The 14135-nt window shown below is 52.9% G+C and carries 12 protein-coding genes and 1 pseudogene; 8 read left to right on the top strand and 5 right to left on the bottom strand.

The genetic code is table 11. From position 1 onward, the window contains the following. The first annotated feature begins 28 nt into the window (after window positions 1-28). Entirely contained in the window at window positions 29-646 is a 618-nt protein-coding gene (locus tag DMP03_RS02590) for a GNAT family N-acetyltransferase (protein WP_152119157.1), read from the top strand. A gap of 150 nt (window positions 647-796) precedes the next feature. Next, the gene (locus DMP03_RS02585) at window positions 797-2080 is read left to right on the top strand and encodes an RNA-guided endonuclease InsQ/TnpB family protein (protein WP_152119156.1); all 1284 of its coding nucleotides are present in this window, start codon (window positions 797-799) and stop codon (window positions 2078-2080) included. Between the two features lie 11 nt (window positions 2081-2091). Here DMP03_RS02585 and DMP03_RS14150 read toward each other — a convergent pair whose 3' ends face one another. Next, window positions 2092-2304 carry a hypothetical protein gene (locus DMP03_RS14150; RefSeq protein WP_172967048.1) on the bottom strand — a complete coding sequence of 71 codons (213 nt, stop codon included), beginning with the start codon at window positions 2302-2304 and terminating at the stop codon, window positions 2092-2094. Window positions 2305-2795: 491 nt separating this feature from the next. On the opposite strand from DMP03_RS14150, the gene DMP03_RS02575 reads away from it, so the two are divergent. Then, the gene (locus tag DMP03_RS02575) at window positions 2796-3479 is read left to right on the top strand and encodes a metallophosphoesterase family protein (RefSeq protein WP_152119155.1); all 684 of its coding nucleotides are present in this window, start codon (window positions 2796-2798) and stop codon (window positions 3477-3479) included. 21 nt (window positions 3480-3500) lie between these two features. Here DMP03_RS02575 and ppk1 read toward each other — a convergent pair whose 3' ends face one another. Continuing rightward, the gene (gene ppk1, locus DMP03_RS02570) at window positions 3501-5882 is read right to left on the bottom strand and encodes a polyphosphate kinase 1 (protein WP_152119154.1); all 2382 of its coding nucleotides are present in this window, start codon (window positions 5880-5882) and stop codon (window positions 3501-3503) included. 149 nt (window positions 5883-6031) lie between these two features. After that, the gene (locus DMP03_RS02565; RefSeq protein WP_197739278.1) at window positions 6032-6382 is read right to left on the bottom strand and encodes a hypothetical protein; all 351 of its coding nucleotides are present in this window, start codon (window positions 6380-6382) and stop codon (window positions 6032-6034) included. A gap of 378 nt (window positions 6383-6760) precedes the next feature. Between DMP03_RS02565 and DMP03_RS14550 the strand changes: the two are divergent. Further along, window positions 6761-7027: pseudogene (locus DMP03_RS14550) on the top strand (RNA-guided endonuclease InsQ/TnpB family protein); the annotation flags it as partial. A gap of 78 nt (window positions 7028-7105) precedes the next feature. Here the strand turns inward: DMP03_RS14550 and DMP03_RS02550 are convergent. Both DMP03_RS02550 and DMP03_RS02545 read right to left on the bottom strand, forming a co-directional pair. Next, complete coding sequence (locus DMP03_RS02550; RefSeq protein WP_152119153.1) at window positions 7106-8056, bottom strand: metallophosphoesterase family protein; 951 nt, start codon at window positions 8054-8056, stop codon at window positions 7106-7108. Next, on the bottom strand, window positions 8053-8529 hold the full coding sequence (locus tag DMP03_RS02545) for a DUF7529 family protein (RefSeq protein WP_152119152.1): 477 nt from the start codon (window positions 8527-8529) through the stop codon (window positions 8053-8055). The genes DMP03_RS02550 and DMP03_RS02545 overlap by 4 nt, the downstream gene beginning before the upstream one ends. A 96-nt stretch (window positions 8530-8625) precedes the next feature. On the opposite strand from DMP03_RS02545, the gene DMP03_RS02540 reads away from it, so the two are divergent. From DMP03_RS02540 to DMP03_RS02525, 4 genes are all read left to right on the top strand, one after another. Then, window positions 8626-10581: an ABC transporter substrate-binding protein gene (locus DMP03_RS02540; protein ID WP_235908464.1), complete on the top strand. Its 1956-nt coding sequence runs from the start codon at window positions 8626-8628 to the stop codon at window positions 10579-10581. An 89-nt stretch (window positions 10582-10670) separates the two neighbouring features. After that, complete coding sequence (locus DMP03_RS02535) at window positions 10671-11690, top strand: ABC transporter permease (RefSeq protein WP_152119150.1); 1020 nt, start codon at window positions 10671-10673, stop codon at window positions 11688-11690. Between the two features lies 1 nt (window position 11691). Continuing rightward, the gene (locus DMP03_RS02530) at window positions 11692-13143 is read left to right on the top strand and encodes an ABC transporter permease (protein WP_152119149.1); all 1452 of its coding nucleotides are present in this window, start codon (window positions 11692-11694) and stop codon (window positions 13141-13143) included. Beyond that, window positions 13140-14126 carry an ABC transporter ATP-binding protein gene (locus DMP03_RS02525; protein WP_152119148.1) on the top strand — a complete coding sequence of 329 codons (987 nt, stop codon included), beginning with the start codon at window positions 13140-13142 and terminating at the stop codon, window positions 14124-14126. The genes DMP03_RS02530 and DMP03_RS02525 overlap by 4 nt, the downstream gene beginning before the upstream one ends. The last annotated feature ends 9 nt before the right edge of the window (window positions 14127-14135 follow it).

The raw sequence follows: 14135 nt of genomic DNA, 5'->3' as shown, positions 1-14135 counted from the left end.
TTTAGCCCTCTCCGTTCGCCCGACGAGTATGTCGCTGTTTCCCGAGATGCTCGAATCCGACCGCCTTCGCTACGAGGCGCTTCGCCCGGAGACGTTCGACCCCCTCGACTTCTATCAGTACGTCAACGCCGACGCGCCACACATCGACGAGATTACGCGCTACGTGACGTGGGATCCCCACGAGACGCCAAAGGAGTCCGCCGAGTTCATCGAGCGGTCGGGCGAGCAGTTCGCGAACGGCGAGGCGAGCCAGTACGCGCTGTACGCGACCGAGGGCGAACTGGCGGGTGAGTTCGTCGGCATGGGCGGGCTCGGCGTCGACTGGGACCGCGAGCTCGCCACGCTCGGCGCGTGGCTCCGCAAGCAAGCGTGGGGAAACGGCTACTCCGGTGAGCGTGCGGCCCGCCTGCTCGAACTCGCCTTCGACCGACTCGATTTGGCGATGGTCGCCGTCAAACACGTCCCCGAGAACGAGCCGTCGGAACGCGCCATCACGAAGTACGTCGACCGGTTCGGCGGTCGCCGCGAGGGACGGATGCGTCGCAGTACGGTGGACCCCGACGGCGGCGTGTACGACATGGTCCGGTACACGATTTCACAGGCGGAGTTCGAAGCGAACAGGTGCGAACGCACAAGGAGAAAATAGCAGTGGACCGTAGCCTGTTTAGCTGATTGGGCGAGAAGCCTCCGTCCTCAAGAAGCGACCGAAGGGAGCGAGTAGGGCGGAGATGAATCGCCCCGCGAAGCTGGGCGCACACCTTTACCTTCCTGCGCCTGGATAATCCATGTACGACGCATGGATTACGTACTCAAATACCGGCTGTTCCCTGACGGTCAGCAGCGGGAGCGACTAGACTGGGTACGCGATACCGTGCGACAGGTCTACAACCACGCGCTTCACCGGTTTAACCGCATCCCCGAAGATGCTGGAACGGTCAAACAGCGCGTCACACAAGTCCGAGACGAACTCCCTGAGTTGAAAGACTGGTGGACCGACCTGAACAACGTATACTCGACAGTGCTGCAACAAGCTGTCGAGCAGATTGAAACGAACATCACGAATCTCGCTAAACGGCGAGACGCCGGGTACGACGTTGGCTCGTTGAACTGGAAAGCACCACACGAGTACCGGAGTTTCACGTACCGCCAGACGGGTTTCGAACTCGATGACAACAGTGGCCCGTCAGGGCGTGGACTCCTCACTTTGAAGAAAGTCAACGGCGAAACACTACAGGTTCCTATCCGGTTGCACCGCGACCTTCTAGACGAGACTGACGTGAAGCACGTCACGATCAAAAAAGACCGTACTGGTGCATGGTTCGCCTGTCTCAACGTCGAACAAGCCGAACCCGACAAACCCGACCCAGCCGAGCTAGACACCAAAGATACCGTGGGGCTTGACCTCGGTATTTTGAACTTCATCCACGATTCCGACCGCAGACAACTCGGCCGCCTCAACCTATCCAGCGACCGGGAACGGCTGGAACACGAGCAACGGAACTTATCGCGGAAACAGCACGGCAGTAATAACTGGGAAGAACAGCGACAGATGGTGGCCAAAGTCCACAAACGAATGCGGAACAAGAAATCAGACTTCAAGCACAAAGTCGCGGCGTTCTACACCACTGAGTACGATGCCGTATTCGTGGAAAATCTGAACGTGAAGGGGATGCTGGAAAGCGGCCGGAATAGTCGGAATACGCACGAAATCGGGTGGCGTGACTTCATCACCATTCTGAAACACCACGGACGAAAGCGTGGCTGTCACGTCGTGGAAGTTGACCCGAAAGACACCACGAAAGCATGTAACGAGTGTGGTGTCAAAACCGACAAACCGCTCTGGGTCCGAGAACACAGTTGCCCGAGTTGCGGATACACTACTGACCGTGACTATAACGCTGCGTTGAACGTCTGGGAACGCGGCTTGGAGAAGCTAGGAGTGGTTCACTCCGAAGATAGAACGCCTGCGGAGACTGCGACCGCTGTGGAGCAAACTCATCGAGAGTCTGTTTCTGCAAGTCGCGTCGTCGAAACAGGAAGCCCCTGCCTCAAGGAAGCAACGCAAAGCGTTGCCGAGTAGGCAGGGGTAGTTCACACGCCGAGCCAGTCGTCGTTGCGAATCTGGTACCCGTTCGCGCGACACAGCTTCGCCGCCTGTCGCCGCACGCTCCGCGACCCCGGGACCTTGTCGTTCTCGTGGATTTGCTCGGTGCTCCAGTCGGCGACCGCCGAGACGAGCGCATCGTCGTCGTCACCATCAAGATCGCGGAGTGGTTCGAAGGTCTTGATGCCCACGGTTGGCACATTCGTGTTACAGATGGGACCGGCGGCGGAGCGCGGTTCGAGATCACAAATGTTGAATTTGTAGACACGTAGGTCCCTGCATTCAGTAATCATCAAGCGGTGGACCGCTAAAATGACACAGCGTCTAATTGTCTGACCGAATTAAATAGTCTTAATTACTGATGAGCAGGCTGCTACATTCGCGCAGTGTATCTCACACGGTGATCGCAACTTTTCTCTGAGCTGGTAACATTCTCGGTAGTCAATACCAGGCATCATCGACCAGCTGTTTCACTCCAGTTTGCATCTGAAGAATAGGATTTCAACAGGGCCGGCGTGAATTATCACTTAGTGATTGTCAACTTGATGAATCCACACAGAAGAACACGGTCAATCACCGAGAACTACATAGCAGTATTGCCCTCTATTAGCAACTGATTCATGTAGAACAGAGGTAAATCAACCTGTAGACCAACTCTCAGAACAACTGACTCGACACTAGACCAGATTAAATGAGCACAAAACCTCAGTTCAATACCGACGTTGAAGCACAGCACGATCGGTTCGAAATAAGTAGTGATCGAGGAGTCTATATTATTGGAGATGTCCACGGAAGTCGTGTCGCTCTTGAGGTTCTTCTTGCGGAACTCAACTTAGATGATGACGATTTTGTCTTTTTAGTCGGTGATCTGGTGAGAAAAGGGCCAGATAGTCCTGGTGTCATTGATCTCGTCCGTGAGGATTCACGTCTCGTCAGCGTCCGTGGAAATAACGAACAGAAGATCGTGCGCGGCGACAAGAACCCAGACTGGCTCCGTAACGGAGACCTCGACTATCTTAATTCACTTCCTGTTGCCATCTCGTTCGACGACATACTTGTTGTGCATGGCGGTATCGATCCTCAGCGACAGCTTAAACACCACACCGTTGATGAGCTGTTGACGATGCGTGCCCCGCACGGGAACGGGTATGACGGACCGTTCTGGTATGATGACTACGACGGGCCGTACCGCGTCTTTTTCGGCCACACCGTTCATGACCACCCGGTTAATCGAGAATATGCTGTTTGCCTTGATACCGGTTGCGTCTACGGAGGAACACTCACAGCGTACGACTATCGGAATGATGAATTCATCACTGTAGAGGGGAAAACGCATCAAGAACGCGCTACTTCCAAAGTCGTTGACCCAGCCTAGACTTACACACCTGACACGGAATCACTCATATTCGGCCTGAAGACGACCTCGCGCTCCATCACGTGTCTTGTAGTATCGTCGTTCACCGGCTGTCGTTCGAACGGCCCAGTCGTACGTCTCGCTATCAGGTTGATACCAGTGGTCTGAGTGGGTGTCGAAGACAGACTCGTCCCCACCATTCGGATGGGCCTGTTCTCTATCATCGTCGGCAGTGACTTCGTCTGACTCCTCAGATACGGTGTTCGTTTTGTCCTCTGCGACATCCTCAATGAGGAGAGTTGAATCAATGAGATCTGTATCGACGACCATTCCTGGCCCGTGGCCGCGGTCGAGAGCTGCTTCAGTCGCTTTCATTAAGATCTCTTGGATGTCTCGCACCGGTCCGTCATCGGGGAAGACTCGTTCGTAGCTTCCGTCGCTTTGCATTATCCACCGGCGGCGGTTATCTTTCAGTGATGCCTCCAAGATGAACCTGAGTTGTCTGCGCAGTTCTGTATTCTCGACTGGAGTAACAGCCTCTACTCGATAGTCGAGATTTCGCGTCATCCAGTCGGCAGAACCAATATACCACTCGGGGGTTCCCCCGTTCTCGAAGTGAAATATTCGAGCGTGTTCAAGGAATCGACCTACAATCGAGTGTACAGTGATGTTCTCGCTCAGCCCATCGATACCGGGGCGAAGCCGGCAGATGTCCCTAACAATAAGGTCGATCTCGACACCAGCTATCGAGGCACGATAGAGCTCCTTGACCATCTCAAGATCTTCAAGCCCATTTATCTTGACTACAATCCGTGCCTTCCGATCAGCATGGGCGTGATCAATTTCCCGTCTGATCATCTCAGTGAACCGCTCGCGCATCGTCACAGGTGCAATCAGGAGCTTTCGGAATCGGTTATCGAGCGTCGGCCCGGTGAAGAAATTGAACACCTTCGTGAGATCAAACCCAATATCCCGATCTGCAGTCAATAATCCCAAATCGGAATACCCCTTCGCCGTCCCTGAGTGATAGTTTCCGGTACCGATGTGTGAGTAGAGTTGAACGCCATCGTCTTCTTGCCGAACAACGAGCGCCGTCTTCGTGTGAGTCTTCAAACCGACAGTCCCGTAGGCTACGTGGATTCCCTCTTGTTCAAGTTGTCGGACCCACTCGAGATTGTTTTTTTCGTCGAATCGAGCCTTCAGCTCGACCATCACGGCTACCTGTTTGCCGTTTTCTGCGGCATTGATGAGGCTTTCAATAACTTTTGAATCACTCGCAGTTCTATATATTGCTGCCTTCACAGCGAGTACGTCAGGATCGTTCGCCGCCGCGTGTAGGAACCGTTGAACTGTTCCCTCAAAGGAATGATACGGGTGATGCGCGAGGATATCCTCCTTTTTAACCTTATCAAATATCTCCGTCATATTATCTGAGCTGTCACTTGCCAACGAGCCTAATCGTGGGTGTGGTTTGGGCGTCCAAGAGGAGGGTTTGAGATCAGGGCGATCAATCTCAATGAGTTTAAAAAAGTCCTCAAAATCAATCGGACCAGTCCGATGGAATATTTCTCGGTCGGCTAATCCAAGTTGGGTTTTAAGAATCGACAGCGACTCAGCAGGCATATCGGCGTCAACTTCAAGTCGAACCACCGTTGCGAAGCGTCGCTGTTCAAGAACGTCCTCAACCATCTCAGTGAGGTCCTCAGCGACCTCTTCGTTGCGTCGTACCTCGGCGTTCCGAGTCACTTTGAATTTTGAGACATCGCGAATGTCAAGATCGGGGAGTAGTAGATCTAGATTACATTCGATGAGGTCTTCGATGAGAAGATATCGATCGGCCTCAGTGGGGACATCTATCAATCGAGGCTGGTTCGGAGGTATCTTGATTCGGGTGAATGTTGTCTCGTTACCTCCATTCGACGAGAGAACAGCAAGCGAAAGAGAGAGGTTCGAGATGAACGGGAATGGGTGAGCTGGATCAAATGCGAGTGGTGTCAGAGTCGGGAGAATGGACTCCTCAAAGTACGTACGCAACTGTTCTTGCGCCCCTACGGTTAGCTCGTCAGGAGTACAAATCTCGATCCCTTCCTCTGCAAGCGTCGGTTTGAGTACTGACTGCCAATATTCAGACTGTTGGCGAAAAAGTGGACGGGCAGTATCGAGCACTTCAACCCACTGTTGTTTCGGTGTCCGGCCATCCGGTGTCGTCTCAGATATCCCGGCATCAATCTGCTGTTTAAGCCCACCAACGCGTTTCATAAAGAACTCGTCAGTGTTTTTTGTGAAGAACGCTAGAAATCGAAGACGTTCAAGCGGTAAATTGCGTCCATCCATTCCCTCTTCAAGAACTCGTTCCTGGAATGCGAGCTCGGAGAGTTCTCTGTTGAGGTAGTACTTGGGATCACTAAGCTCTCTGTCGTTCACTAGATCACCTGTCGAGAGAGATTTAGTATTGTGGATGGACACCCGAATGTTTGGAAGTGAACACTAGTCTCCATGTTTACTCAGGCTGAACGACTTTCATAGAGTGTGATACGAATACTCATTCTCTGAATCCTCTTGGGTGTGACTAGTCAATCCTCGTTGTGGAGTTGAATCGGCGTCGTGTCAGCTGATGATTCAGGCGAAGGGTTAGACGTATCCACTCGATCCAGAACATTTTCTGGGAGCCAAGTAGCGTTTCGTTGTTTCCATTCTTTGTTCGGAAGCGGGTCGTGGTCCTCTGAATAAATGACAATCTCAACGGCGTCAGAAACTATCTCGCATTTTCGGATTGCAGATTTAGTTTCGTCGAGATTATGCGAGGCTAGATGATTCTTGGCAGTTTTATACAGGTCATTTTTTGCGTATCTGTTTCTTTCACCTTCGAGTGTCCGGACTGAGTCGCAGATTGGACACCTGAGGAGTACGGCTTTTTGCATCATTATATTTGGGACGGACCAAGTATAAAAAACCAGATATGTATTAGTGTTTTTTAATATATAGTTATCGGGTGGCAACGATTAGAGTGGACGTGGCTCTGTATCTCGCCCGCCGATTCTATCAGTTCTTAACGATTTCAGCAGAGCCTCTAGTTCGGTACGGCACCGTGACATCCTCCCCGTCGTGAACGGCGGGGCTTCCCGTCCCGCAGGTGGGATATTTGCTGGTCTACGACACGACCTGTTCTCTCGTGTGAAACGTCCCGCTCTCGCGGTCGAAGAAGTATGTTGTTGATTGAGGGAGAAGCCCCTGGGAGTATCTCGGAAAGCGTGTGACTCACAGAACACAGGATAGATTGATATAATGTATTTTGATGAGGCAAGACGTGTTGCGTCTGCGGTAGGGAAGACGACAGTCAGCGTGTCAAACGTGGTTTGTACGTGTGTGAAGAACATGATGATGCGTTCAATGCTGACGTGAACGGGGCGGAGAACATCCGCCTCGACATCAATCAAAGTAACTCCGAGTCTGCACCCGATTTGGGTGGGGATAGGAGTATCGGCTGGCTGGCACAGCCCGAAGTCTACCTATATGACTTGTCTCACGGATTCTTACCGAGGGAACAAGTGGTAGACTGCAAACCCTAATATCTCAAATGCGGTCGGGATTCCTCCGCCTTCAGGCGGAGGAGGATGTCAATCCTTGATTCTCCTCAGCGTTAGTGCCTATTTATTATTGTGCTCATCTACAAGCGGGAGCGAGGCGACACGAGCCGCCGCAATGGCTGTCAGTCCACGTGATGTAGTCGATTCATTTGTGCGTTGAGCATGCGCTTCGCCAAGGGATTGTTCATCTCCAATGGGGATGAACCGAACGACAGTACCATTGGGTGTAGTTTCACACAGGAGGTACGCCTGTGGGAACGAACACGTAGTTGGCGCAGCGATTTCGCGAACGCCTGCGTAGCGTCCAGTGGCGGGTAAATGATAGTGGCCGGTAAAAACGAGGTCGGCACCTCCCTCAGCAAGCGCATCTGCAAACGGTTTGGGATCACGCATCACGGGCGGGAGATGCATCTCAGGTTCCGCTTCCCGGTGGGCAGAAATCTGGTCAGAGACCGGTGGGAAATTGTGGTGGACAAGTACAATTGAGGGGCCAGCATCAGTGAGCGTCTCTCGTAGCCACGCTCGGTCTTCGTCTGTTACACGACCGTCATGGCTCTCGAACAATCGATTGCGAGTTCCAGCGCTGTTAACGCCAACTACGTCCATGCCGCCGATAGTCGTGTGGAATGGCAACGTTCCCGGTCCATACTGCTTTGCAAACCACGAAATATCGGCCGTATTGTGCTCATCACGAGACTTCGGCACATCGTGATTACCTGGAACTGCGAGAAACGGTGCATCGAGTCTTGAAACTGCCTTGTCGACAGCGTCGTAGTTCCACGGTTCACCGTCTTTGGTCAGGTCACCCGGTGATAGGACGGCATCGACCTCTCGCTTGTTGATATCCTCGATAGCTGCTTCAAAATGCTCCTCGGTCTGTTCAAACAACTTCGATGTCCCCTCTGAGCGGGTTGATACGTGCGGATCAGCGATGACTGCAAAGCGTGTGTGCTCACCAGCCGGATTATTGAGTCGAGCGAGAACCGATCCGGCTGCCTCATCACTATTCACTCCGATTCACCCGGGAAGAAGAGCGAGGGGGTACTGTGATGAAAGCTTCCGAGCCGAGTCCCGTCCAACAAGTCGACGTGTGAATAAAGTTCTCCACGCTGGATAGCAGTCTCTGGCAGTGTTTCGAGTGATGACCGGTTGAGTGTTCCAACGAGAAGTACGGCTACTTCATTCTCTGTGTCGGAGACGCGTGTTAGTGAAAAGATATCCGACCCAACAGCCCGATTAAATACTTCGTAATTGTCGAACGTACCACCGTTAATAACTCGCTGGAATGGCTCAGCAACTTCTCCCTGAGCGATGTAGGCAAGTCCCGGTCGACCTTCTGGGTCATCTGTAGGGGGAATTGGTGTGACATGTGCAGCCCGTACCGTGACAACTTGCCAGCCATCATCACTAAGCCGAGTCCCCATCTTATCGGCCTGTTCCAGTGTTGCCCGCCACTCGTTCTTTTGCGTCTCTGAATCTGGCATCATCGCCGAGTTTCAAATCCGTGGTTGAATAGCTTCTGATATTTTACCAAATAATTAGGCGTATATATATGATTGTAGGCATACACAAGAATTCTTGTGGGCATACATCGCTATTACCAACGTAATTACGGCAAGCGCGAAGTTGTCCCGATGATGCCAAACGATACGACCCGGCGGGGATTCCTGACTGCTGCAGGAGTTGGTGCGGCAACTGCACTAACTGGTTGTCAGAGTGGCCCGAGCGAGGACAACGCCACGGCGACCGATGAATCATCAACAAACCAGGATTCAAATAATGACACGACGGATTCAGGGGGAACGCCAACAACTGGTGGCACGCTCCAGATGATGGCAACTGGTTCGATTCAGACACTGGACCCGATCAACGCGAAGGGGTCCGGAGCTGGGTACGACCAGTACGGCCGGTCGCTGATGGAGTTTGAGAACGGCACGTATCCGCCGAAACCCGCGCTCGCGACAGATTACTCAATGTCTGATGATGGGCTCACGTACACGTTCCAACTGCGTGAGGGCGTCACCTTCCACGACGGATCGGAATTCACTGCAGACGATATCGTCTACTCATATCGACGACTGGCAGGCTCTGAAAACTCCCGAAACCGCGACGATATAATCGGAACGACGATGACGATCGCTCACGAGAAAGATCCATCACGCTCCGAGCCAACTGACGAGGAGACACTCGCCGACTACGTTCCGGGCTCGCTTGAGGTAGAGGCGGTCGACGACTACACGTTTGAGATGACGCTTGCAGCACCGTTCCAGTACACGCTGTTCCAAATTGCTGGTGGTGCATTCTCAATTCTTCCAGAAGGCTCCGTCGGAGATATCGAAGGATACGATGGAGAGTATGCGTACAACGAATTCTTCTCCACCCAAGGAGATGGGCCGGCGTACGCAGGGCTTGGTCCGTTCCAGGTCGACTCGTGGACGAAGGGGAGTGAGATACAACTCACCGCGTTCGATGAGTACTATGGGAGCCAGCCGGAACTGGACGGAATCACGTACACAGTCGTTGGATCGGGGAACACACGACTAAGCCGGTTCAGACAACAGAACGCCGATGTTCTTGAAGGGATGCCAACGGCCTCGTTCAATCCCGATGGCGTCTCGATATCAGAAACGGACGGGAATCGTTCTGTCGGGACCTACACGTTTGACGATGGGATGACGGTTAACTACGGCGAGATTCCATCGCTCTCGACAGAATATCTCGTGTTTAACACACTGGAGGTCCCGATAGCGGTCCGGAAGGCATTCGCCTACGCGATGAATCAGGATGAAATTGCCCGCGATATCTACAAAGGGAATGCAAAAGCAGGCTATCACATTACGCCGCCTGCACCCTATCCGACGTTTGAGGATGGCGTGAGTTCGGCTGAAACGTACGACCAGCACGCAGAAAGTGGGTATCAATCAAACACCGAGTACGGAGAAGACGGCTATCCCTACGGATACGGAACAACGGACCTCCAATCCGCACAAGAGGTAATGGAGGCTGCTGGCTACAGCGACTCGAACCGCTACTCGATTACCGGCACCACAATTGCTGGCAACAGCGCCTACGAATCGGTTTTCACCGTGCTCCAATCGAAGCTCCGGTCTGCCTATATCGATATGAGTATTGAGCAGGCGGAGTTTGGCACCATCATCAGTCGCGCGATTTCTGGCGATATGGAGGTGTTCGGGCTCGGCGACGGGATGGAGTATCCCGGCCCACAGAACTTCCTTCGATTCCTGTACGGAGAAAGTCCAGGCGGTCAGTTCACGCGCTGGGGTGCAGAGGGAAGCTACCACGAGGAGTCGCTGCGCCAGCAGGCTCTCGACACGTGGGAGTCCAACTACGTTGGCGGCGACCAAGCTTCTCGGAATGAGGCATTCCAGACAATCGAGGAGATCAACTGGGCATCGGTACAGGAGTTGCCATTCGCTCACACGACATCTCAGCGATTCTGGCATCAAAACGTCGACATCACGATGTATGATGTGATGGAAAACCAGACGTTCACTGACGTAATGCTCAGTCGGTAGCTCGGCCATCGACCAGAAGAGATTCAATTCGTTTTAACATCATTCATGAAAAATAACGCACGGGCACTTTCCGTCTGGAGTTCGCAGCCGTGAGCCGGCTGACGTACCTTGGCAAGCGGCTGCTGATGAGCCTACCAGTCATCTGGCTTGGAACCACGATGACGTGGTTTATCATATTCATGGGCCCGATTGACCCAGCTGCCCGATTGCTCAGTGAAGGGCAGGTACGTAATTCAGCCGAGTACACTGCTGCACAACAACAGCTCGGGCTTGACCAACCACCACTACAACATTACGTTGAGTGGATGGGGAATCTCCTCACGTTCGATTTAGGCCAAACATGGCTGCTGTATCAGGGATCGAATGTGAATGCACTCATCCTTGATTTCCTCCCACGAACACTGTGGCTTGGGTTCTGGTCAGTACTGATTGCAATCTGCATCGGTGTCCCACTGGGCTTCTACGCCGGCATGAACTCAAATACAGGTGCAGATTACGCCGCTTCACTCGGGGGAATTGTCTGGCGAGCAATGCCAAATTTCTGGCTCGCAATTATGTTATTAGCAGTGCTTGGCTCATCGGCCGCTATCATTGGTATTGATTATCAAAATTTCATCATCCCATTGGATAGTCTGACGGGAAGTCCAGATATGTCACAAATTGGTACAGTTGATGGGTTCCTTGCTGCGACAAAGAAGGTGCTTCCGGCCGCAATTGTACTTGGATCTGCGTCAATGGGCAATGAGATGCGCATCGGGCGAACCGCAGTACTGGAAGTTCGAAACGAAGACTACATTGATTTCGCGAGAGCACAGGGGGTCTCAGATCGGCTAATCGTTTGGAAACATATCCTCAGAAACGCGCTAGTGCCACTTGTCCCGATTATTACAAGCGAGGCGTTTCTGCTCATCGGTGGAAGCGTTCTCGTTGAGACTGTGTTCTCAATCAACGGAATCGGTTGGCTGTTCTATCAGGCTGCTATACAGGGAGACCTTCCGCTCGTTGGGACACTCATGTACATATTCATCCTCATGATAGTCAGCATCAATCTCATACAAGACATCCTGTACACGATCATTGACCCCCGGGTGGGGTTGGAGGGGAACTGAAATGTCGAACACCACTCCCGATAGGAGTTATAAATCGGTAATAAAGACCGTCGCAACAACTGAATCAACAGTTTTCATCTGGGCTGCAATCGGTGTGGCTCTGTTTGCTCTGGAAGCCAGCGCCGTGCTGGCATTCTTGATGAGTATCCTCGGTGATTTCGTCGTTGCACTCCCGGTTGGAGCGGGTGGTGCTGTCGCAGCGCTCACGGAGTTCGAGGCCGCTATCCGAGCAGTTCCAACGCTCTTATCAAGAGAGACCATCCCCAACCAAGGATACTGGGACGGGTCAGAGTGGGTTGGAACCTTCCTCAATTTACGACCAGGACTAGCATGGGGACTTCGCGCTACGCTCGTGTACGTGTACGCGTTTGCGATTGCGGCGTGGGTCGCTGCGGGCTATCAGCTTTACCGCCGTGTGTACCGTGCTGCAAATTGGACTCCCCGTGACGATGTAATCGACCGGTTTCGGACTCACCGATGGGGCATCTTCGGACTCTTTGTCGTGTTCATGTTCGTCACGATGGCGGTCTTTGCCCCTGCACTTGGTCCAACTACCTACGAGCAAAACATGCGAAACTCCTACTCTAACGAGATACAGTACTTCGACACAGAGACTGATAGCGTAGAGACGGTGCTCGTCGGCCAAGCTAACCGTGGCTCACAGTCGACTGGTGATAACGCCGACCGTGTCCTGCCGATGGAGTATGATAATTTCGGTCGATTCCACCCATTTGGGACACTCCCAACTGGTCGTGACTTGTTCACATTCATCGTTGTCGGCTCACGCATCTCTCTCGTCATCGGGTTACTGTCAGTCGGACTGAGTGCATTACTCGCTTCGTCGCTTGCCCTCACTGCTGCGTATTATAAGGGGCGCGTTGATTTATCAACGGTTCTGATATCAGATGGAGTTATGGCAATGCCACAGTTGCTGCTGCTAATTATGCTTACCAGCGTCCTTAGTGGGACATGGCTCGGCAATATCTACAGTGGTGGGTTTCTTCTCGCGCTCATTTTCGCGTTCACTGGCTGGACCTATATGTGGCGGTCATTGCGTGGGCCTGCTCTTCAAGTCTCGGAGCGACAGTGGATTGACGCAGCTAGGTCCTTCGGACAACGTCCACTCGTCATTATGCGTCGGCACATGTTCCCGTACATTACCGGGTATATGCTAATTTATGGTTCAATGACACTCGGAGGGGCGATTATTTCCATTGCTGGCCTTTCATATCTTGGGCTTGGAGTTGCACCGCCAACGCCAGAGTGGGGCCGTGCAATCAACCTCGGGCAAGATTACGTCAGGACTGGCTCTTGGCATATCTCCCTTATACCAGGGTTGCTAATCACGCTGGTAGTCACAGGCTTCAATGCGTTAGGCGATGGGATTCGCGACGCGATTGACCCACAGTCTGATGCTGCAAGTAACACAGCTGGTCGGGGTGGTGGCGCGTGAGTCTGCTCGAGGTTCGAAATCTCCGAACGGTATTCCATACGGAGCGTGAGCAAATTCACGCTGTAGATGGTGTGAGCTTTGATGTTGATGCCGGAGAAGCCGTTGGCCTCGTCGGCGAATCAGGGTCAGGAAAGTCAGTTACTGCCCGTTCGGTACTCGGATTGGTCGACGAACCTGGTGAAGTTGAGAGTGGATCGATTCAGTTCCGTGGTGATGAGCTAACAGATGGTCATTGGGAATCCCACCGTGGTGACCTTGCAATTGTGTTCCAAGATCCCGGAAGTGCATTGAACCCAACCTATACGATAGGGAACCAGATTCGTGAGGCGCTACGGATTCATCAGGGCCTTCGTGGAAAAGAGGCACGCAGTCGGGCTGTTGAGCTGCTTGAGGCAGTCGGCATACCAGACCCCAGCAGTCGTGTTGATGAGTATCCACATCAGTTATCTGGAGGCATGCAACAGCGCGCGGTGATCGCAGCCGCGCTTGCGTGCGATCCGGATCTTTTGGTTTGTGATGAACCAACGACTGGGCTCGATGTCACAATACAGGCGCAGATACTTGATTTACTCAACCGTCTTCGCCGGGAGGAAGACCTCGCGATTCTCCTCATTACGCACGATATGGGTGTTATCGAGGAGACAACAGACCGTGTGAATGTCGTTTACGCTGGTGAGGTAGTTGAGCGAGCACCAACGAAGGAACTGTTTGACGATCCAGCCCATCCGTACACGCAGGCGCTACTCAATTCTATTCCCGGCAGGACGCCTCCTAACGAGCGACTTCCGACAATAGACGGAGAGGTACCAACCCCGACTGGGTCGGCTGAAGATTGCCGGTTTGCCCCACGCTGTCCCGAAGCGGGGCCGGATTGTTTAGCTGACCCTCCTGACCACGTATCGGTGGGCACAGAGGATGTTCACCACACCGCTGCATGTCTGTTGTACGATGATCGATACACGATTGAGAGTGAGCAGCTATGACAATATCGA

The sequence above is a fragment of the Halosegnis rubeus genome (assembly GCF_009184545.1).
GTDB classification, from domain to species: Archaea; Halobacteriota; Halobacteria; order Halobacteriales; family Haloarculaceae; genus Halosegnis; species Halosegnis rubeus.
Note: the sequence above shows the minus strand (reverse complement) of the source record. Positions and strands in the feature narration are given on the sequence as shown.

Bases quoted from the DNA above. Each gene is read 5' to 3' on its own strand.
- DMP03_RS02590 (WP_152119157.1), top strand. From the start codon at position 29: ATGTCGCTGTTTCCCGAGATGCTCGAATCCGACCGCCTTCGCTACGAG.
- DMP03_RS02585 (WP_152119156.1), top strand. From the start codon at position 797: ATGGATTACGTACTCAAATACCGGCTGTTCCCTGACGGTCAGCAGCGG.
- DMP03_RS02575 (WP_152119155.1), top strand. From the start codon at position 2,796: ATGAGCACAAAACCTCAGTTCAATACCGACGTTGAAGCACAGCACGAT.
- DMP03_RS02565 (WP_197739278.1), bottom strand. From the start codon at position 6,382: ATGATGCAAAAAGCCGTACTCCTCAGGTGTCCAATCTGCGACTCAGTC.
- DMP03_RS02545 (WP_152119152.1), bottom strand. From the start codon at position 8,529: ATGCCAGATTCAGAGACGCAAAAGAACGAGTGGCGGGCAACACTGGAA.
- DMP03_RS02530 (WP_152119149.1), top strand. From the start codon at position 11,692: ATGTCGAACACCACTCCCGATAGGAGTTATAAATCGGTAATAAAGACC.